Raw genomic sequence first — 19261 nt, forward strand, 5'->3', positions numbered from 1 at the left:
TTCAACCCTGCACAACGCAGGTGGCCAAGTGCGCAGCGAGCGCATCAAAGGCAATGTTCTGTTGCTCGCCCTGGCCACGCAGGGGTTTGAAACCTATCACTTGCTGGGCCAGTTCGTCTTCGCCGAGGATCAGCGCATACAGCGCACCGCTCTTGTCGGCCTTCTTGAATTGGCTCTTGAAGCTGCCGGCACCGGCATTGACCTGCAGGCGCAGGTTTGGCAGTTGGTCGCGGACCTTTTCGCTCAGGGCCAGGGCAGCCAGTTCGGCGGCCTCGCCAAAGGCGCAGAGGTACACGTCCACCTGACGGGCGATCTCTTCCGGGACCTGCTCCAGGGTTTCCAGCAGCAGGATCAGCCGCTCGATGCCCATGGCGAAGCCCACGCCCGTGGTCGGCTTGCCGCCCATCTGCTCGACCAGGCCGTCGTAACGGCCACCGGCACACACGGTGCCCTGGGCGCCGAGTTTGTCGGTGACCCATTCGAATACGGTCTTGCTGTAGTAGTCGAGGCCGCGTACCAGCTTGGTGTTGATCACGAACGGAATACCGGCCGCTTCCAGACGAGCCTTGAGGCCCTCGAAGTGGATACGGGACTCATCGTCCAGGTAATCAGCCATTTTCGGCGCGTTGATCAGCACGGCCTGGGTGTCGGCGTTCTTGGTATCGAGGACGCGCAACGGGTTGGTCTTCAGACGGCGCTGGCTGTCTTCGTCCAACTTGTCCAGGTGGGCGGACAGGTACTCAACCAGGGCCACTTTGTAGCGACCACGGGATTCGCTGGTGCCCAGGCTGTTGAGTTCAAGCTTGACCGCGTCGCGGATGCCCAACAGGCCCCACAGGCGCCAGGTCAGCACGATCAGCTCGGCGTCGATGTCCGGGCCGTCGATGTTGAACACTTCCAGGCCGATCTGGTGAAACTGGCGATAACGGCCTTTCTGTGGACGTTCGTGACGGAACATCGGGCCGATGTACCACAACTTCTGCGGCTGGCCGGCACCGGTGAGGCCATGCTCAAGCACAGCGCGAACGCAGGCGGCAGTGCCTTCCGGACGCAGGGTCAGGGAGTCGCCGTTGCGGTCTTCAAAGGTGTACATCTCTTTTTCGACGATGTCGGTCACTTCACCGATGGAGCGTTTGAACAGCTCGGTGAACTCGACGATCGGCATGCGGATCTGCTTGTAACCGTAGTTATCCAGCAGGCGCGCGACAGTGCCCTCGAAATAGCGCCACAGCGGCGTCTGTTCCGGCAGGATGTCGTTCATGCCACGAATGGCTTGCAGAGACTTGCTCACATCAAATCCTTAAATTCGTTCAATCAGCCGCGCGCGATCAGCGCTGCGTCAGCCGCGACCTTTTCGGCCGCTTTCTCGCGGATCAGCTTTTCCAGCTCATCCACCAGATTGTCATTCGTCAACTTCTGCGACGGCTTGCCGTCGATGTAGATCAGGTTCGGCGTACCACCGGTCAGGCCCACATGGGCCTCTTTGGCCTCACCCGGCCCGTTGACCACACAGCCGATCACCGCAACATCCAGCGGCACCAGCAGGTCTTCAAGGCGCAATTCCAGATCGTTCATGGTTTTCACCACGTCGAAGTTCTGCCGCGAGCAGCTCGGGCAGGCAATGAAATTGATGCCACGGGAACGCAAACGCAGGGATTTGAGAATGTCGTAACCGACTTTCACTTCCTCTACAGGGTCTGCTGCCAGCGAGATGCGGATGGTATCGCCAATCCCTTCGGCGAGCAGCATACCGAGACCCACCGCAGATTTCACTGTGCCTGAGCGTAAACCGCCTGCTTCAGTGATACCCAGGTGCAGCGGCTGCACGATTTCCTTGGCCAACAGGCGGTAGGCTTCTACTGCCATGAACACGTCGGAGGCCTTTACGCTGACCTTGAAGTCCTGGAAATTCAGGCGTTCAAGGTGTTCAACATGGCGCAGCGCCGATTCAACCAGCGCCGCCGGAGTCGGTTCGCCGTATTTCTTTTGCAGGTCTTTTTCCAGGGAACCGGCGTTGACGCCGATACGGATTGGAATACCACGGTCGCGGGCAGCATCAACCACTGCACGCACACGGTCTTCACGACCGATGTTGCCCGGGTTGATACGCAGGCAGTCCACACCCAGTTCGGCCACGCGCAAAGCGATCTTGTAGTCGAAGTGAATGTCGGCAACCAATGGCACCTTGACCAGTTGCTTGATGCGGCCAAAAGCTTCGGCAGCGTCCATGTCTGGCACGGAGACGCGCACGATGTCCACGCCCGCAGCTTCCAGACGATTGATCTGGGCAACGGTGGCGGCCACGTCATTGGTGTCGCTGTTGGTCATGCTTTGTACCGCGATGGGGGCGTCGCCACCCACCGGCACCGAGCCGACCCAGATCTTGCGCGATACGCGACGTTTGATTGGAGATTCGCCGTGCATGACTATTGTCCCAACTTCAGGCGAGCGGTCTCGCCACTGGTGAACGGCGCCACGTCCACAGGCTGGCCGTTGTAGGCCACTTGCGCGCCACGGGCAAAGCCCAGACGCAGCGTCAAAGGAGGCTTGCCGCCCTGATCGAGCGTATCTCCCTTACGCTTCAGACCGCTGAACAGCACTTTGCCGTTGCCATCGGTGACTTGCGTCCAGCAGTCAGCGACGAAGGTAATCTGTACACGCCCATCACCGGCGATCAACGCTGGGGTGGTGGGCGGGGAAATCGCAGGGGCTGTCGGCGTAGTTGTCGGCGTCTGCACGGGTGCGGCCGGGGTATGGGCCTGAGCAACCGGGGCAGCCGGAGTGTGGGCCGGCGCAGTTGGCGTCGCAGGTGCCGGTACAGCAGCGGTCGCGGCTGGCGCGGTTTCCGGTGCTGGCTGCTCGGTGGCAACCGGCGCTTCAGGTGCAGCCTGGCTTTCGGCAACCGCCTGGTCTTCAGGCTCATCCAGCGGATGAATCTGAGTGGTGCCGTCGGCGCTTTCGACTTCGACGTGCTCCATGGCATTGCTGGTCAGGTCCTTGGTGCGCTGGGAGGTCTGGTCTTGCCACCAGACGAAACCGCCACCAATGACCGCGATCAGCAGCAACAGGCTGACAATGCGCAAAATCGTGTGGGAAACCCGCACTGGCTCTTCGATACGCCCCAGGCCGTGGACATTGCTGCCCTGGGAGTCGGTGCCGGTGAATTGGTCGAACTCCTGGACCAGTATGGCCTGGTCGATCCCCAGCAATTTAGCGTAGGCGCGGATATAGCCGCGGGCAAAGGTGTGCCCAGGCAGCTTATCGAACGCGCCAGCTTCCAGGTTGCCCAGGGACGTCGTGGTCAAATTGAGCTTGAGGGCCACTTCCGCCAGCGACCAACCATTGCTTTCGCGGGCCTGACGCAAGGTGTCGCCTGGGTTTACGCGATTAGCTGCTACAACTTCCGGGTGCGCCGCTTTCATCATTGCTCCGACAGGTATTGCTGATATTCCGGCGTACCGGGATAGAGTCGTTCGAGTTGCTGGCCAAAACGTGCGGCCGTGTCGCGTTCTTCATGAACCGTCGCCAGGCGCACACCGAGCAATAGACTACGTGCATTTTGCCCGCTGAGCAGGCTAAAACGCTCGTAATAGTCACGTGCCGGCACATAATGCCTGTCATCAAAGGATAACTCAGCCATTTCGAGCAACGCCCGAGGCTGGCGACCGTTCAAATGCAGGGCTTTTTCCAGTTGCTGGCGGGCGCTGTCGCGCTGACCGAGGCGCATCGAGGTCACCCCAAGGTTCTCGAACACCCGCGAACGCTCAGGATAGAGGGTATCGGCGCTGGCTTGCTGGAAATAAAGGGCGGCCTGGTCATATCGTTTCCGCTCGAACAGAAAGCTGCCGTAATTGTTCAGCAGTCGCGGGTCGGCAGGACGGGAGGCCAAGGCCTTGCGGAAATACTGTTCGGCCAGTTCAGGCTCGGCCTGGGCCTGGAACACCAGGGCCAGTGCGCCATTGGCGTCGGCATCGTCGCTGTCCAGCTCCAGGGCCTTCTTCAACGGCACCTTGGCTTGCTCGCTCATGCCTTGTTGCAGGTAACCCAAGCCCAGTTGCACATAGGCAACCCGCGCCTCGTCACGGCCTTTACCAGTTTGCAAAGGGCTCTCATGGCCCGATGAAACACAACCGGCCGCAAGACCGGTAACAAGCAAAAGCAGCGCAAGGCGCAAGGGCATAGAGATCCTCTCTCAGATTCGATTCACAGCAATCAGCGGCAGATCGTCGGCGGCGTTCAACTCACGCCCGGCGATATACCGTTCGCTGCGGCGGGTACGGTCCATCACCTGCCCGACCAATTGGCCACAGGCGGCATCAATGTCTTCACCACGGGTGGTGCGGACGGTGACGTTGTAGCCGGCCTGGTGCAGTTGATCCTGGAAACGGCGGATAGCGTTGTTGCTCGGCCGCTCGTAGCCAGAATGTGGAAACGGGTTAAACGGAATCAGGTTGATCTTGCACGGGGTGTTCTTGAGCAACTCGATCATCTCGATCGCGTGTTCGACCTTGTCGTTGATGTCCTTGAGCATGGTGTACTCAATGGTCAACACGCGTTTTTCGCCCAAGGTCGCCATGTAACGCTGGCAAGATTCGAGCAGCATCTTAAGCGGATACTTCTTGTTGATTGGCACCAATTGGTTACGCAATGCGTCATTCGGTGCATGCAGCGACAACGCCAGGGAGACGTCGATGTGCTTGGCCAGCTCATCGATCATCGGCACCACGCCGGAGGTCGATAGGGTTACACGGCGCTTGGAGATGCCGTAGCCCAGGTCGTCCATCATCAGGTGCATGGCCGCAATGACGTTGTCGAAGTTCAGCAGCGGCTCACCCATGCCCATCATCACCACGTTGGTGATGGCACGGTCGACGGTCGCCGGGACGCTGCCAAAGGATTTGTTGGCAATCCACACCTGGCCGATCACTTCGGCGGCGGTGAGGTTGCTATTGAAGCCTTGCTTGCCGGTGGAGCAGAAACTGCAGTCCAGGGCACAGCCTGCCTGGGACGAAACGCACAAGGTGCCGCGCTTGCCCTGGGGAATGTACACGGTCTCGACGCAGCTGCCGGACGCCACGCGCACCACCCATTTACGGGTGCCATCGGTGGAGATGTCCTCGCTGACGACTTCGGGACCACGCACTTCAGCAATGGCCTTGAGCTTGTCGCGCAGGGCCTTGCTGACGTTCGTCATGGCATCGAAATCATCGACGCCAAAATGGTGAATCCATTTCATTACCTGACCGGCACGGAAACGCTTCTCCCCGATTGAGTCGAAGAATTTCTCCATTTCCGGCTGAGTCAGACCCAGCAGGTTGGTTTTAACAGTCGATGTAGTCATGGATTCACCCTCACTCTTTAAGCCGATGCTTAGCGAGCGGTTACTTCAGTAGCAGCGAAAAAGTACGAGATTTCGCGAGCAGCGGCAGCTTCGGAGTCCGAGCCGTGTACAGCGTTGGCGTCGATGGATTCAGCGAAGTCAGCACGGATAGTGCCAGCAGCCGCTTCTTTAGGGTTGGTAGCGCCCATCAGCTCACGGTTCAGAGCGATAGCGTTTTCGCCTTCCAGAACCTGAACAACAACAGGACCGGAGATCATGAAGGCAACCAGGTCGCCGAAGAAACCACGAGCGCTGTGCTCAGCGTAGAAGCCTTCAGCTTCAGCCTTGGACAGTTGCTTGAGTTTCGAAGCTACAACCTTCAGGCCGGCTTTTTCGAAACGAGTGGTGATCTCGCCGATGACGTTTTTTGCAACAGCGTCAGGCTTGATGATGGAGAAAGTACGTTGAACAGCCATGGTGTAACTCCAGAAACGGTAATTTACGAAAAATTAAACCCGCGAATTATACGCGGGTTATTGGGTATTGCCTAACTGCGTAAAGGGAGGCGTCAGTCCTGTTCTTCTTTCCAGGCAGTCTGGATAGCTTCCAGAACCTTCTCACCGCCGCGATCACGCTCATCTTCGAACCCTGGCAACGCCATGACCATGTCACGCAAAGCTACAAAGTTCAGGGAGTAAGGATCCAGATCCGGGTTGGCATCCGCCAACAGGATAGCGATCTCTTGCACATCAACCCATTTAAGACTCATGACACTTCCTTGAATCAATGCGGCGCTTCGGCGGCGTGGTTGAGGGAATATTTCGGAATTTCGACAGTGATGTCTTCCGTGCCGACCTTTGCCTGACAGCTTAGACGCGAAGTCGCCTCCAGGCCCCATGCGCGGTCGAGAAAGTCCTCTTCCAGCTCATCAGCCTCTTCAAGGCTGTTGAAGCCCTCTCGGATGACGCAGTGGCACGTGGTGCAAGCGCACACACCGCCGCAGGCGCTTTCGATCTCGATGTGGTTGTCATGGGCAACTTCGAGGATGGACTTGCCGGTCTCAGCCTCCACGACCATACCGTCCGGGCAATGCTCGGCGTGTGGCAGAAAAATGACCTGCGGCATTAATTATTCCTCGATTTCATTCAGGTTGCGTCCCGCCAGGGCGGCTTTGACCGTCTGGTCCATACGACGGGCGGCAAAAGCATCGGTCACTTGCGACAGACGCTTGGTCTGTTGCTCAATGGCATAACCATCGTCGCCTTTCATCAGTTCGGCCAGTTCCTGCATCTGCAGGTCGATGACCATGCGCTCTTCGGCATCCAACAGGCGCTCGCCGTCAGCATCCAGGGCGCCCTGCACCGCTTCGAGCAGGCGCTGGGCGTCGACTTGCTGCTCACGCAATACACGTGCGACCTTGTCGTCACCGGCATACTGGAACGAGTCTTTGAGCATTTTGGCGATTTCACCGTCGGTGAGACCGTAGGACGGCTTGACCTGGATGCTCGCCTCAACGCCTGAACCCAGCTCACGCGCGGCCACATTCAACAGGCCGTCGGCGTCGACCTGGAAGGTCACGCGGATCTTCGCCGCACCCGCGACCATCGCCGGGATACCGCGCAGTTCAAAACGCGCCAGGGAGCGGCAGTCGCTGATCAGCTCGCGCTCGCCTTGCAGCACGTGGATCATCATGGCCGTCTGGCCATCTTTGTACGTAGTGAAGTCCTGGGCGCGGGCGACGGGGATGGTGGTGTTGCGTGGAATCACCTTCTCCATCAAGCCGCCCATGGTTTCCAGTCCCAAGGACAGCGGAATCACGTCGAGCAGCAGCAATTCGCCGCCATCGCGCTTGTTGCCGGCCAGGGTATCGGCCTGGATCGCAGCGCCAATGGCGACCACTTGATCCGGGTCGATTTCAGTCAGCGGCTGGCGACCGAACGCTTCAGCAACGGCTTCACGCACGCGCGGCACACGGGTGGAGCCACCGACCATGACCACGGCGCCGACGTCTTCCAGCTCGATACCGGAGTCACGCACGGCACGGCGGCAAGCTTTCAGGCTGCGGGCAACCATCGGTTCGATCAACGCATCAAAGGCTTCGCGCGTCAGTTGGGCCGACCAGGTGCCGTAGGAAACTTCAACGGTTGCAGCCTCAGTCAGCGCTTCTTTGGCGGCGCAGGCGGTTTGCAGCAGATTGCGCTGCGCGCCGGGGTCCAGGTCGGCGGACAGACCGGCACTGGTGATGATCCAGCCAGCGATAGCGTGGTCGAAGTCATCGCCGCCCAGGGCGCTGTCGCCGCCGGTGGCCAACACTTCAAACACACCGCCGGTCAGGCGAAGGATCGAAATATCAAAGGTGCCGCCGCCGAGGTCGTAAATAGCGACCAGACCTTCTGCGTGCTGGTCGAGGCCATAAGCCACGGCCGCCGCAGTCGGTTCGTTGAGCAGGCGCAGCACGTTCAGGCCGGCGAGTTTCGCCGCATCCTTGGTGGCTTGGCGCTGCGCGTCATCGAAATAAGCCGGAACGGTGATCACCGCACCAACCAGTTCGCCACCCAGGGTTTTTTCCGCGCGCTGACGCAGTACCTTGAGGATATCGGCCGACACTTCCACCGGGCTTTTCGGGCCCTGGATGGTGTCGATGAACGGCATGTGGGATTCACCGCCGACAAAGCGATACGGCAGCTGGTCGCCCAATTGCTTGACGTCGGACAGACCACGACCCATCAAGCGCTTGACCGACAGCACGGTATTCAGAGGATCAGTCGACGCCGCCAGCTTGGCCGACTCACCGACTTCAGTGCGATCGGCGTGGTAGCGCACGGCAGACGGCAGGATCACCTGGCCGTCAGCGTCGGGCAACGGCTCGGACAGGCCGCTGCGCAAGGCAGCAACCAGGGAATTGGTGGTGCCCAGGTCAATCCCGACCGCCAGGCGACGCTGGTGCGGTTGAGGGCTTTGGCCGGGTTCGGCGATTTGCAGTAGGGCCATGGTAATCAGGTCTTATCTGTCTATCAGGCGTGCATCACGGGCAGCACACGGGGTTAATCGTCGAGGCGCTCTTCTAGCTGGCGCACTTCGTAGGTGAGCTTGTCGAGGAACTGCATGCGCCGCATCAGGCGTTCGGCCTGTTCACGTTGCGCGGCATCATCCCAACAGGCTGCGAAGCTTTCGTTGAGCTCATCCTGGGCCGTTTTCAGACGACGCTTGAAGACCGCGACGCCGGCAAGATCGGCTTCGTCCTGCAACTCTTCGAGCTCTTCGCGCCACTGCATCTGCTGCATCAGGAAGTCGGGATCGTGAACGGTGACTTCCAGCGGCAACTCTCCACCGTTCATCGCGAGCAGATAACGCGCGCGCTTGGGCGGATTTTTCAGGGTCTGATAGGCCTCGTTGAGGCTGGCCGACTTCTCCAGAGCAACGCGCTGCTCACGCTCGGAGGCGTCAGCAAAACGGTCTGGATGCACCCCACGCGCCAATTCTCGGTAGCGCGTGGCAAGCTGCTCAAGGTCCAGGCGAAAACTCGGCTGCAGCTCGAATAAAGCGAAATGACAAGGAGTACCCACGAATAGCCTCAGATGTTGAAGCTTTCGCCGCAGCCACATTCACCGCGCACGTTGGGGTTGTTGAACTTGAAGCCTTCGTTCAACCCTTCCTTGACGAAATCGAGTTCGGTGCCGTCCAGGTAGGTCAGGCTTTTAGGGTCGATGATCACTTTCTCGCCGTGACTTTCGAACACCTGGTCTTCCGCCACCACCTCGTCGACAAACTCCAGCACGTAGGCAAGGCCGGAGCAGCCTGTGGTGCGAACACCCAAGCGAATCCCCTCACCTTTACCGCGCCCATTCAGGGAGCGGCGAATGTGCTGTGCAGCCGCTTCTGTCATGCTGATAGCCATCGTTGACTCCTTACTCGTCGCCAAATGCTTAGATCAAGCCTTTCTTCTGCTTGTAGTCGCGAACGGCCGCCTTGATAGCGTCTTCTGCGAGTACCGAGCAGTGGATTTTCACTGGCGGCAGGGCCAGTTCTTCGGCCAGCTGGGTGTTGCTGATGGTGACAGCCTCATCCAGGGTCTTGCCTTTCATCCATTCGGTCGCCAGAGAGCTGGAGGCGATGGCCGAACCGCAGCCGTAGGTCTTGAACTTGGCGTCTTCGATAACGCCAGCGTCGTTGACCTTGATCTGCAGGCGCATCACATCGCCGCAGGCCGGGGCGCCGACCATGCCGGTGCCGACATCTGGGTCTTCCGCGTCCATCTTGCCGACGTTACGCGGGTTTTCGTAGTGGTCGATGACCTTTTCGCTGTAAGCCATGGTACTGAATCCTCACTCATCAGGGCCGCTCTGGAACCCTGTAGAAACGCCTGCGTTTTCCGCCACGTTGCTACAGAGCTGGGGTGGCGGCTTCTATAGTTAGTGTGCCGCCCACTCGATCTTGGAAATATCGACGCCGTCTTTGTACATGTCCCACAGCGGCGACAGAACGCGCAGCTTGTTGACGGCTTCGCAGACTTTCTGCGCGGCGTAATCGACTTGTTCTTCGGTGGTGAAGCGGCCGAACGTAAAGCGGATCGAGCTGTGTGCCAGTTCGTCGTTGCGGCCCAGGGCGCGCAGTACGTACGAAGGCTCAAGGGACGCCGAGGTGCAGGCCGAACCGGACGAAACCGCCAGGTCCTTGAGCGCCATGATCAGCGACTCGCCTTCAACGTAGTTGAAGCTCAAATTCAGGTTGTGCGGTACACGGGCGGTCATGCTGCCGTTGATGTACAGCTCTTCAAGGCCTTCGACCTGCTTGTAGAAGCGGTCGCTCAGGGCTTTGATGCGGATGTTTTCGGCAGCCATGTCTTCCTTGGCTACGCGGAAGGCTTCGCCCATGCCGACGATCTGGTGGGTCGCCAGGGTGCCCGAACGCATGCCTCGCTCGTGACCGCCGCCGTGCATGGTGGCTTCGATGCGCACGCGAGGCTTGCGGCTCACGTACAGGGCGCCGATGCCTTTAGGGCCGTAGGTCTTGTGGGCAGAGAACGACATCAGGTCGACTTTCAGCTTCGACAGGTCAATGTCGACCTTGCCGGTGGACTGAGCAGCGTCGACGTGCAGCAGGATGCCCTTCGAGCGAGTCAGCTCGCCGATGGCCGCGATGTCGTTGATGGTGCCGATTTCGTTGTTCACGTGGATCACGGAAACCAGGATGGTGTCTTCACGCAGGGCCGCTTCGATCATGGCCGGGGTGACGATACCGTCGGTGGTTGGCTCGAGGTAGGTGACCTCGAAACCTTCACGTTCCAGTTGGCGCATGGTGTCGAGGACAGCCTTGTGCTCAATCTTGGTGGTGATCAGGTGTTTGCCCTTGGTCGCGTAGAAATGCGCCGCGCCCTTGATAGCCAGGTTGTCAGACTCGGTAGCACCGGAGGTCCAGACGATTTCACGCGGGTCTGCGCCAACCAGGTCAGCAACCTGGCGACGAGCGTTCTCGACCGCTTCCTCGGCTTTCCAGCCAAATACGTGGGAACGGGAGGCCGGGTTACCGAAGTTTCCGTCAACCAGCAGGCATTCGCTCATCTTTTGCGCGACACGCGGATCAACCGGGGTGGTCGCTGAGTAATCAAGGTAAATCGGCAATTTCATGGACTTTCTCCTAAATCAGGCTGGCTGGCGTGCCGTTAGCTCTTCGGCTGTCACTCGACGGCGGACGCTTCGATCTTGTCCAGACGCGGCGCCTTGGTGTTGCAACGGCGCTGGTCCTGACGCTGGGCTACTTCTTGCACCTCACGGCGAGTCACAAGATCAGCCAAGCTGATACCACTCAAAAACTCATGGATCTGCAGGCTCAAGTCACACCACAGGTGGTGTGTGAGGCAGGTGTCGCCGGCGTGGCAGTCACCCAGGCCCTGGCATTTGGTAGCGTCGACGGATTCGTTGACCGCGTCGATCACCTGAGCCACTTGGATACCCTGCATATCGCGGGACAACTGATAGCCGCCGCCTGGGCCGCGAACACTGGAAACCAGGTTGCTACGGCGCAATTTGGCGAACAGTTGCTCGAGATAGGACAGGGAAATGCCTTGGCGCTCGGAGATATCGGCCAGGGACACCGGCCCAGTTTGCGCATGCAAAGCCAGGTCGAGCATGGCAGTCACCGCGTATCGGCCTTTTGTAGTCAGTCTCATGGACAAGTACCAAGGTGTTTCAGAATGGGGGCAAGTATGCGATTCCCGAGTATTTAAGTCAACTATAAGACCTAGTACTTTAGTCAGGATTACCCGTAAAAAGGGCGCGCGAATCATAGCAGGATGGGGCGGGATCGACCAGCGCAACCGGGGCTGCGCCGATCAACAGCAAACACTTAGCCCGCCTTGGTGGAGGCTTCGTCCTTGATCTCGGCGAAGTCTTCTTCGCGCAACTCAGGCAGATCTTTGGCGCAATACGGGCTACCCAGGTCTTTCAACGCACCGCACATACCATCCAGCTTACCGTCGACCGCTTGCAGGTGATCAAGCAACTGGCCAATGGCGCGCGCCACAGGGTCGGGCATGTCTTCGCTGACGCCATAGGCATCGAAGCCAATCTTCTCAGCCATGGCCTTGCGCTTGGCTTCCTGCTCGTCGCCAACTTCCGGCTTGACGATGATCCGCCCAGGAATACCCACAACGGTTGCACCCGGCGGCACAGCTTTGGTTACTACCGCATTGGAGCCGACCTTGGCGCCCGCGCCGACGGTGAACGGGCCCAAGCACCTTGGCACCCGCCCCTACCACCACGCCATCACCCAAGGTTGGGTGGCGCTTGCCCTTGTTCCAACTGGTGCCGCCAAGCGTCACGCCCTGGTAAAGGGTTACGTCATCGCCGATCTCGGCAGTCTCGCCAATCACGATGCCCATGCCATGGTCGATGAAGAAGCGACGGCCGACCTTGGCGCCTGGATGAATCTCGATCCCAGTCAGCCAGCGACCGAAGTTCGACACTAACCGCGCCAGCCATTTCCAGCCCATGCCCCACAAGGCGCCGGACAGGCGATGGATCCAGATGGCGTGCATGCCTGGGTAGCAGGTCAGCACTTCAAAGGCATTGCGCGCCGCCGGGTCACGGTGGAAAACACTCTGGATATCTTCTCGCAAACGCTCGAACATTTTTAATCCTTCCGCTTAAGAAGCTCGCCACGGGCCGCTTTCTGGGTTTCCGTGAGGATGCCACGCAATATATTCATTTCCGCCCGGCTGACCGAGCTGCGCCCGTAAAGACGACGCAGGCGTGCCATCAAGTGCCGTGGCTTTTCCGGATCGAGGAACTCAATGGCCACCAGGGTTTGCTCCAGGTGTTCATAGAACCGCTCCAGCTCGTCCATGGTGGCCAACTCGCCACTTTTGGTCGACGCGACCTCTTCCTTCTCTACCTTACTCGGCTGACCCGCAGCGGCCAGCCAAGCCATGCGCACTTCGTAAGTCAACACCTGCACCGCCGCCCCGAGGTTCAGCGAGCTGAACTCAGGGTCTGATGGGATATGCACGTGGTAATGACATCGCTGCAGCTCTTCATTGGTCAGGCCGGAGTCTTCACGGCCAAAGACCAAGGCGATTTCAGCGCCGCCGGCAGCCTCCTCGACCACTTTGGTGCCGCACTCACGCGGATCCAGCAAGGGCCAGGGGATACGACGGTCGCGGGCACTGGTGCCGAGCACCAGGTTGCAGCCGACCAAGGCATCTTCCAAAGTGGCGACGACCTGGGCTTTTTCAAGGAGGTCATTGGCGCCGGATGCGCGGGCATCGGCCTCGTGGTGCGGGAACACGCGCGGGTCAACCAGCACCAGGCGCGTCAGCCCCATGTTTTTCATGGCTCGCGCCACCCCGCCGATGTTGCCGGGATGACTGGTATTGACCAAGACGACACGAATGTTTTGCAGCAAGGGAGGCGCTCTCGGACACGGGAAAGGGGAGCAAATCTTACAGAACAGCCTAAGGTTATGCCATGAAAGCTAACGTCGTCCTTCACCTGAAGAAAGTTTCTGCTAGAATGCTCGGCTTTCTTTAACAACCTTAGGTGACACATCCATGCAGCCCATGCTGAATATCGCGCTGCGCGCCGCCCGCAGCGCCAGTGAATTGATCTTCCGCTCCATCGAGCGCCTGGATACCATCAAGGTCGACGAAAAAGACGCCAAGGATTATGTATCCGAGGTGGATCGCGCCGCCGAACAGAAAATCATCGACGCGCTGCGCAAGGCCTACCCTACTCACGGCATCCTCGGCGAAGAAACCGGCCTGCACAAAGGCAGCGGTGAAGGCGAAGACTACCTGTGGATCATCGACCCACTGGATGGCACCACCAACTTCCTGCGCGGCATCCCGCACTTTGCCGTGAGCATTGCGTGCAAATACCGTGGTCGCCTGGAACACGCCGTGGTTCTGGACCCAGTTCGCCAGGAAGAATTCACCGCCAGCCGTGGCCGTGGCGCCCAGTTGAATGGACGTCGCCTGCGCGTCAGCGGTCGCACCAGCCTGGACGGCGCCCTGCTGGGCACCGGCTTCCCATTCCGTGATGACCAGATGGACAACCTGGAAAACTACCTGGGCATGTTCCGCGCTCTGGTTGGCCAGACTGCTGGCATCCGTCGCGCGGGCGCAGCGAGCCTGGACCTGGCTTACGTTGCCGCTGGTCGCTTCGATGCGTTCTGGGAGTCGGGTCTGTCCGAGTGGGACATGGCTGCGGGCGCCCTGCTGATCCAGGAAGCGGGCGGCTTGGTGAGCGACTTCACCGGTGGTCACGATTTCCTTGAGAAAGGCCACGTGGTTGCCGGCAACACCAAATGCTTCAAGGCAGTCCTGACGGCGATCCAGCCACACCTGCCGGCTTCGCTGAAGCGCTAAGCGAGCGAGCACAAAAAAGCACCCCAAGGGGTGCTTTTTTTATGCCTGTAGAACCGGTTACTGCTGATTCTGACCCAGGATCAGACGACCTTCTTTGTCGACTGGAATCTGGCTGCCTGGGTCGCGCTCCATACGCACCGAACCTTCCTTGCCATCCAGGTTGTAACGCACGTCATACCCGACCACTTTGTCACTGATGTCGTTAACGGTGTTACAACGGGTTTGCGTGGTGGTGTAGGTATCACGGTTCTGCATGCCTTCCTGAACCTTGTTACCGGCGTAACCGCCACCCACCGCGCCGGCTACAGTCGCCAGCTTCTTGCCATTACCACCACCGATCTGGTTGCCCAGCAAGCCACCCGCCAGGGCGCCTACGACCGTACCGGCGATTTGATGCTGATCCTGCACCGGACGCTGCCGGGTCACGGTGACGTCCTTGCAGACCTCACGGGGAGTTTTAATCTGGGTTTTAACCGGCTGCACCGCCAGCACTTGCGCATACTCAGGGCCGCTTTTTACCAGGCTGTAGGTGGCAACAGCACCCCCGGCAGTCACACCGACAGCACCCAATACCGCACCAACCAGCAACGACTTGTTCACGTGAACCTCCTGACCATCACAAGCGGACCAAACGTCCGCGCTATACCCAGCCTTGGAGCAAAAAAAAAGGCGCGAGTTCAATACTCACGCCTTTCTTGTCACAGCCGATCAACAAACGCCCATCAAGGACGGTCGTCAACCTCCTTGCCAGTGCTGGCCGGAGGAATCAGGTCTTCGCTGTTCAGGTTCAGCCAGATCAACACCACGTTGGCGATGTAGATCGACGAGTAGGTGCCCGCCAGAACGCCGATGAACAGCGCCAGGGAGAAGCCCCACAGGTTGTCGCCACCGAAGATCATCAACGCAGCGATCGCCAGCAAGGTGGAGATCGACGTCGCCATGGTCCGCAGCAGGGTCTGTGTGGTCGAGACGTTGATGTTCTCGATCAGCGACGCCTTGCGCAGTACACGGAAGTTCTCACGAACCCGGTCAAATACCACGATGGTGTCGTTGAGGGAGTAACCAATGATCGCCAGCACGGCCGCCAGTACGGTCAGGTCGAACGTGATCTGGAAGTACGCCAGGATACCCACGGTCACGATCACGTCGTGAATCAGCGACACAATGGCGCCGACACCGAACTTCCACTGAAAGCGGAAGGCCAGGTAGATCATGATGCCGACCAGAGCCATCAGCATGCCGAGGCCGCCCTGGTCGCGCAGCTCTTCACCGACCTGCGGACCCACGAATTCAACACGCTTAACCGACGCCGGGTTGTCGCCGCCGACCTTCTGCAAGGCCTCGGCTACCTGGTGACCCAGTTGCGGGTCTTCGCCAGGCATACGCACCAGCAGGTCGGTGGTCGCACCAAAACTCTGCACGATGGCTTCGTGATAGCCGGCCTTGACCAGCTCGTTGCGCACCAGGGTCACATCGGCCGGCTTCTCGTAGGTCAGCTCGATGAGCGTACCGCCGGTGAAGTCCAGACCGTAGTTCAGGCCCTTATGGAACCAGCTGAACAACGCCAGAACGGTAAGGAGCACGGTGACGCCGAACGCAACGTTGCGAACGCCCATGAAGTTGATTGTACGTAACATGGCAGCCCCTTAAATCCACAACTTCTTGAAGTCACGCCCGCCAAAGATCAGGTTGACCATTGCGCGGGTCACCATGATGGCCGTGAACATCGAGGTAAAGATACCGAGGGACATGGTCACCGCAAAACCTTTGACCGGGCCGGTGCCCATGGCAAAGAGAATCCCGCCGACCAACAGTGTGGTCAGGTTGGAGTCGAGAATCGCGGTAAATGCCCGGCCGAAGCCTTCGTTGATTGCACGCTGTACGGTCATGCCCGCCGCGATCTCTTCACGGATCCGCGAGAAGATCAGTACGTTGGCGTCTACCGCCATACCCATGGTGAGTACGATACCGGCGATACCTGGCAGGGTCAGCGTAGCGCCCAGCAGCGACATCAGAGCCAGCAGCATCACCATGTTGCCCGCCAGGGCCACGGTGGCGATGATGCCGAAGAAGCGGTAGATGGCGATGATGAACAGGGACACGAACAGCATGCCCCACAAGGCCGCGTCGATACCCTTGGTGATGTTGTCGGCACCCAGGCTCGGACCGATGGTACGTTCTTCAGCGAAGTACATCGGGGCAGCCAGGCCACCGGCACGCAGCAGCAGCGCCAGTTCCGAGGATTCGCCCTGGCCGTTCAGGCCGGTGATACGGAATTGAGCACCCAGAGGCGACTGGATGGTCGCCAGGCTGATGATCTTCTTCTCTTCCTTGAAGGTCTGTACCGGCACGTCTTTCTCGACGCCGTTGACCATCTGCTTGGTGTAGGTGGTCACCGGGCGTTGCTCGATGAAGATCACCGCCATGCTGCGACCGACGTTGCTGCGCGTAGCGCGGCTCATCAGTTCGCCACCATGGCCATCCAGACGGATGTTCACTTCAGGGGTACCGTGCTCGCCAAAACCAGCCTTGGCGTCGGTCACCTGGTCACCGGTGATGATCAAGCCACGCTCGATCAACGCAGGGGGACGGTTACCTTCGCGGAACTCGAACTCTTCGGCAGTGGCGCGGGTAGCACCCGGCTCAGCCGCCAGACGGAATTCCAGGTTGGCGGTTTTACCCAGGATACGCTTGGCTTCAGCGGTGTCCTGTACGCCCGGCAGCTCAACCACGATGCGGTTGGCACCCTGGCGTTGAACGATCGGCTCGGCCACGCCCAGTTCGTTGACGCGGTTACGGACCGTGGTCAAGTTCTGCTTGATGGAGTATTCGCGGATTTCCGCCAGCTTCGCCGGGGTCATCGCCAGACGCAGTACAGGTTGACCGTTGAGGTCGGCCGGTACGATGTCGAAATCGTTGAAGTTCTTGCGGATCAGCGCACGGGCCTGTTCGCGGGATGCTTCGTCAGAGAAGCCCAGCTGGATGGCACCGTTGAGCTGCGGCAGGCTGCGATAACGCAGGCGCTCTTTACGCAGCAGGCTCTTCACGTCACCTTCGTAGACCTTCAGGCGCGCGTCGAGGGCCTTGTCCATGTCGACTTCCAGCAGGAAGTGCACACCACCGGACAAGTCCAGACCCAGCTTCATTGGGTGCGCGCCGATCTTGCGCAGCCAGGTAGGCGTGGTCTGTGCCAGGTTGAGCGCGACCACATAGTCGTCACCCATGGCCTTGCGCACCACATCTTTGGCCGGCAATTGGTCTTCTGCCTTGGTCAGGCGCAGCAAACCGCCCTTCGCATCAGCCGCCAAGGTTGCCGCCTTGACCTGGATACCCGCGTCAACGAGCGCTTTGCTCGCGCGTTCCAGATCGGCCTGATTGACCTGCAGCGAAGTGCTGGCGCCAGTGATCTGGATCGCCGGGTCATCAGGATAGAGATTGGGAGCGGAATAAATAAAACCGATCGCCAGCACCGCCAGGATCAGTACGTATTTCCACAGAGGGTATTTGTTCAGCATCACGCCGCCCGCTTATAACGCGGGGCGCCTTGCGCGCCCCGTCGATTGGTAAAGGTTGTTACTCAGATCGCTTTGAGCGTGCCTTTTGGCAGCGTGGCGGCGATGGCGCCCTTCTGGAACTTCATTTCTACGGTGTCGGAAACTTCCAGAACCACGAAAGCATCGGAAACCTTGGTGATCTTGCCAGCGATGCCGCCGGTGGTCACAACTTCATCACCTTTCTGCAGGCTGCCCAGCAGGTTTTTCTGCTCTTTGGCGCGCTTGGCCTGTGGACGCCAGATCATCAGGTAGAAGATGACCAGGAAGCCGACCAGGAAAATCCACTCGAAACCACCGCCCATAGGGCCGGCAGCAGCAGGCGCAGCGGCATCAGCCATGGCGTTAGAGATAAAAAAGCTCATTTAGCACTCCAGTTGCAAATAGTGAATCTTAGGGTCGGAAAACTCAGTCCAAGGGCGGCACAGGAAGCCCGCGCTTGGCATAGAAGGCATCGACGAAGGCGGCCAATGTACCCTGTTGAATAGCCTCGCGCAAACCAGCCATCAGGACTTGGTAGTGACGCAAATTGTGGATGGTATTCAACATGCTACCCAGCATTTCCCCACACTTGTCCAGATGGTGCAGATAAGCACGGGAGAAGTTCTGGCAGGTGTAGCAATCACAGGTGGGATCCAGCGGCGAATCATCATGGCGATGGAACGCGTTACGGATCTTCAGCACGCCTGTATCGATGAACAGATGCCCATTGCGGGCATTACGGGTTGGCATCACGCAATCGAACATGTCCACACCGCGGCGCACACCCTCTACGAGATCTTCCGGTTTGCCAACGCCCATAAGGTAACGAGGTTTGTCAGCCGGCATCAGGCCCGGCAGGTAATCCAGCACCTTGATCATTTCGTGCTTGGGCTCGCCCACCGACAAACCGCCGATGGCCAGGCCGTCAAAGCCGATTTTGTGCAAGCCTTCCAGCGAGCGTTTGCGCAGGCTTTCGTGCATGCCGCCCTGGACGATACCGAACAGCGCAGCGGTGTTGTCACCGTGGGCATTCTTCGAACGCTGAGCCCAACGCAGGGACAACTCCATCGAAATCCGCGCGACATCTTCGTCAGCCGGGTACGGCGTGCACTCGTCGAAAATCATCACGATGTCGGAACCCAGGTCGCGCTGCACCTGCATCGACTCTTCCGGGCCCATGAACACCTTGGAACCATCCACCGGCGAGGCGAAGGTCACGCCCTCTTCCTTGATCTTGCGCATGGCGCCCAGGCTGAACACCTGGAAACCACCCGAGTCGGTCAGGATCGGGCCTTGCCACTTCATGAAGTCATGCAGGTCGCCGTGCTTCTTGATCACTTCCGTGCCCGGGCGCAGCCACAGGTGGAAGGTGTTACCGAGGATGATCTCGGCGCCGGTGGCAACGATGTCGCGCGGCAGCATGCCCTTAACGGTGCCGTAGGTGCCGACCGGCATGAAAGCCGGGGTCTCGACGGTGCCGCGCGGAAAGGTCAGGCGACCGCGTCGGGCCTTGCCGTCAGTGGCAAGCAGTTCAAACGACATACG

At 59.5% G+C, this 19261-nt stretch carries 21 protein-coding genes and 1 pseudogene; 1 reads left to right on the top strand and 21 read right to left on the bottom strand.

Annotation, left to right across the window (positions count from 1 at the left end; all coding sequences use genetic code 11):
* Position 1 precedes the first annotated feature (1 nt).
* From hisS to trmJ, 16 genes and pseudogenes are all read right to left on the bottom strand, one after another.
* On the bottom strand, positions 2-1291 hold the full coding sequence (hisS, locus tag AYR47_RS01195; protein WP_061433994.1) for a histidine--tRNA ligase: 1290 nt from the start codon (positions 1289-1291) through the stop codon (positions 2-4).
* A gap of 23 nt (positions 1292-1314) precedes the next feature.
* Positions 1315-2424, bottom strand: coding sequence for a flavodoxin-dependent (E)-4-hydroxy-3-methylbut-2-enyl-diphosphate synthase (ispG, locus tag AYR47_RS01200; RefSeq protein WP_003175952.1), 1110 nt, complete (start codon positions 2422-2424; stop codon positions 1315-1317).
* 2 nt (positions 2425-2426) lie between these two features.
* Positions 2427-3422 carry a RodZ domain-containing protein gene (locus AYR47_RS01205; protein WP_061433995.1) on the bottom strand — a complete coding sequence of 332 codons (996 nt, stop codon included), beginning with the start codon at positions 3420-3422 and terminating at the stop codon, positions 2427-2429.
* A complete protein-coding gene (pilW, locus tag AYR47_RS01210) occupies positions 3422-4180 on the bottom strand; it encodes a type IV pilus biogenesis/stability protein PilW (RefSeq protein ID WP_061433996.1) in 759 nt (252 codons plus the stop codon). Before pilW ends, AYR47_RS01205 begins: the two co-directional genes overlap by 1 nt.
* A 12-nt stretch (positions 4181-4192) precedes the next feature.
* The gene (rlmN, locus tag AYR47_RS01215; protein ID WP_033898629.1) at positions 4193-5341 is read right to left on the bottom strand and encodes a 23S rRNA (adenine(2503)-C(2))-methyltransferase RlmN; all 1149 of its coding nucleotides are present in this window, start codon (positions 5339-5341) and stop codon (positions 4193-4195) included.
* Positions 5342-5370: 29 nt separating this feature from the next.
* Positions 5371-5796 carry a nucleoside-diphosphate kinase gene (gene ndk, locus AYR47_RS01220; RefSeq protein WP_003175956.1) on the bottom strand — a complete coding sequence of 142 codons (426 nt, stop codon included), beginning with the start codon at positions 5794-5796 and terminating at the stop codon, positions 5371-5373.
* Between the two features lie 92 nt (positions 5797-5888).
* Complete coding sequence (gene iscX / locus AYR47_RS01225) at positions 5889-6089, bottom strand: Fe-S cluster assembly protein IscX (protein WP_016977667.1); 201 nt, start codon at positions 6087-6089, stop codon at positions 5889-5891.
* A 14-nt stretch (positions 6090-6103) separates the two neighbouring features.
* Positions 6104-6445, bottom strand: coding sequence for an ISC system 2Fe-2S type ferredoxin (gene fdx, locus AYR47_RS01230; RefSeq protein WP_015885743.1), 342 nt, complete (start codon positions 6443-6445; stop codon positions 6104-6106).
* A 3-nt stretch (positions 6446-6448) separates the two neighbouring features.
* Entirely contained in the window at positions 6449-8311 is a 1863-nt protein-coding gene (gene hscA, locus AYR47_RS01235; RefSeq protein ID WP_033898631.1) for a Fe-S protein assembly chaperone HscA, read from the bottom strand.
* Between the two features lie 53 nt (positions 8312-8364).
* Positions 8365-8886, bottom strand: coding sequence for a co-chaperone HscB (gene hscB / locus AYR47_RS01240; protein WP_033898633.1), 522 nt, complete (start codon positions 8884-8886; stop codon positions 8365-8367).
* Positions 8887-8894: 8 nt separating this feature from the next.
* Positions 8895-9218 (bottom strand): iron-sulfur cluster assembly protein IscA, encoded by a 324-nt coding sequence (iscA, locus tag AYR47_RS01245; protein WP_003175963.1) that lies wholly within the window; start codon positions 9216-9218, stop codon positions 8895-8897.
* Between the two features lie 28 nt (positions 9219-9246).
* A complete protein-coding gene (iscU, locus tag AYR47_RS01250) occupies positions 9247-9633 on the bottom strand; it encodes a Fe-S cluster assembly scaffold IscU (protein ID WP_028617851.1) in 387 nt (128 codons plus the stop codon).
* A gap of 99 nt (positions 9634-9732) precedes the next feature.
* Entirely contained in the window at positions 9733-10947 is a 1215-nt protein-coding gene (locus AYR47_RS01255; RefSeq protein ID WP_016971998.1) for an IscS subfamily cysteine desulfurase, read from the bottom strand.
* 50 nt (positions 10948-10997) lie between these two features.
* Positions 10998-11489, bottom strand: a complete 492-nt coding sequence (gene iscR, locus AYR47_RS01260; RefSeq protein WP_003194020.1) for a Fe-S cluster assembly transcriptional regulator IscR — start codon at positions 11487-11489, stop codon at positions 10998-11000.
* Between the two features lie 176 nt (positions 11490-11665).
* A pseudogene (gene cysE, locus AYR47_RS01265) lies at positions 11666-12449 on the bottom strand (serine O-acetyltransferase).
* A gap of 2 nt (positions 12450-12451) precedes the next feature.
* Positions 12452-13222 carry a tRNA (cytosine(32)/uridine(32)-2'-O)-methyltransferase TrmJ gene (gene trmJ / locus AYR47_RS01270; RefSeq protein WP_016977661.1) on the bottom strand — a complete coding sequence of 257 codons (771 nt, stop codon included), beginning with the start codon at positions 13220-13222 and terminating at the stop codon, positions 12452-12454.
* 145 nt (positions 13223-13367) lie between these two features.
* On the opposite strand from trmJ, the gene suhB reads away from it, so the two are divergent.
* Positions 13368-14183: a type III secretion system regulator SuhB gene (gene suhB, locus AYR47_RS01275; RefSeq protein ID WP_003175971.1), complete on the top strand. Its 816-nt coding sequence runs from the start codon at positions 13368-13370 to the stop codon at positions 14181-14183.
* A gap of 57 nt (positions 14184-14240) precedes the next feature.
* Here the strand turns inward: suhB and AYR47_RS01280 are convergent, their stop codons facing one another.
* The 5 genes from AYR47_RS01280 to tgt form a co-directional block, all read right to left on the bottom strand.
* Entirely contained in the window at positions 14241-14783 is a 543-nt protein-coding gene (locus tag AYR47_RS01280) for a glycine zipper 2TM domain-containing protein (protein WP_010207894.1), read from the bottom strand.
* 122 nt (positions 14784-14905) lie between these two features.
* Positions 14906-15820 carry a protein translocase subunit SecF gene (secF, locus tag AYR47_RS01285; RefSeq protein WP_028617853.1) on the bottom strand — a complete coding sequence of 305 codons (915 nt, stop codon included), beginning with the start codon at positions 15818-15820 and terminating at the stop codon, positions 14906-14908.
* A gap of 9 nt (positions 15821-15829) precedes the next feature.
* Complete coding sequence (secD, locus tag AYR47_RS01290; protein ID WP_033898641.1) at positions 15830-17698, bottom strand: protein translocase subunit SecD; 1869 nt, start codon at positions 17696-17698, stop codon at positions 15830-15832.
* A 62-nt stretch (positions 17699-17760) separates the two neighbouring features.
* Complete coding sequence (gene yajC, locus AYR47_RS01295; protein ID WP_003175975.1) at positions 17761-18099, bottom strand: preprotein translocase subunit YajC; 339 nt, start codon at positions 18097-18099, stop codon at positions 17761-17763.
* 43 nt (positions 18100-18142) lie between these two features.
* A complete protein-coding gene (gene tgt / locus AYR47_RS01300) occupies positions 18143-19258 on the bottom strand; it encodes a tRNA guanosine(34) transglycosylase Tgt (RefSeq protein ID WP_167351273.1) in 1116 nt (371 codons plus the stop codon).
* Between the last annotated feature and the right edge of the window lie 3 nt (positions 19259-19261).

Source organism: Pseudomonas azotoformans, assembly GCF_001579805.1.
Taxonomy (GTDB): Bacteria; Pseudomonadota; Gammaproteobacteria; order Pseudomonadales; family Pseudomonadaceae; genus Aquipseudomonas; species Aquipseudomonas azotoformans_A.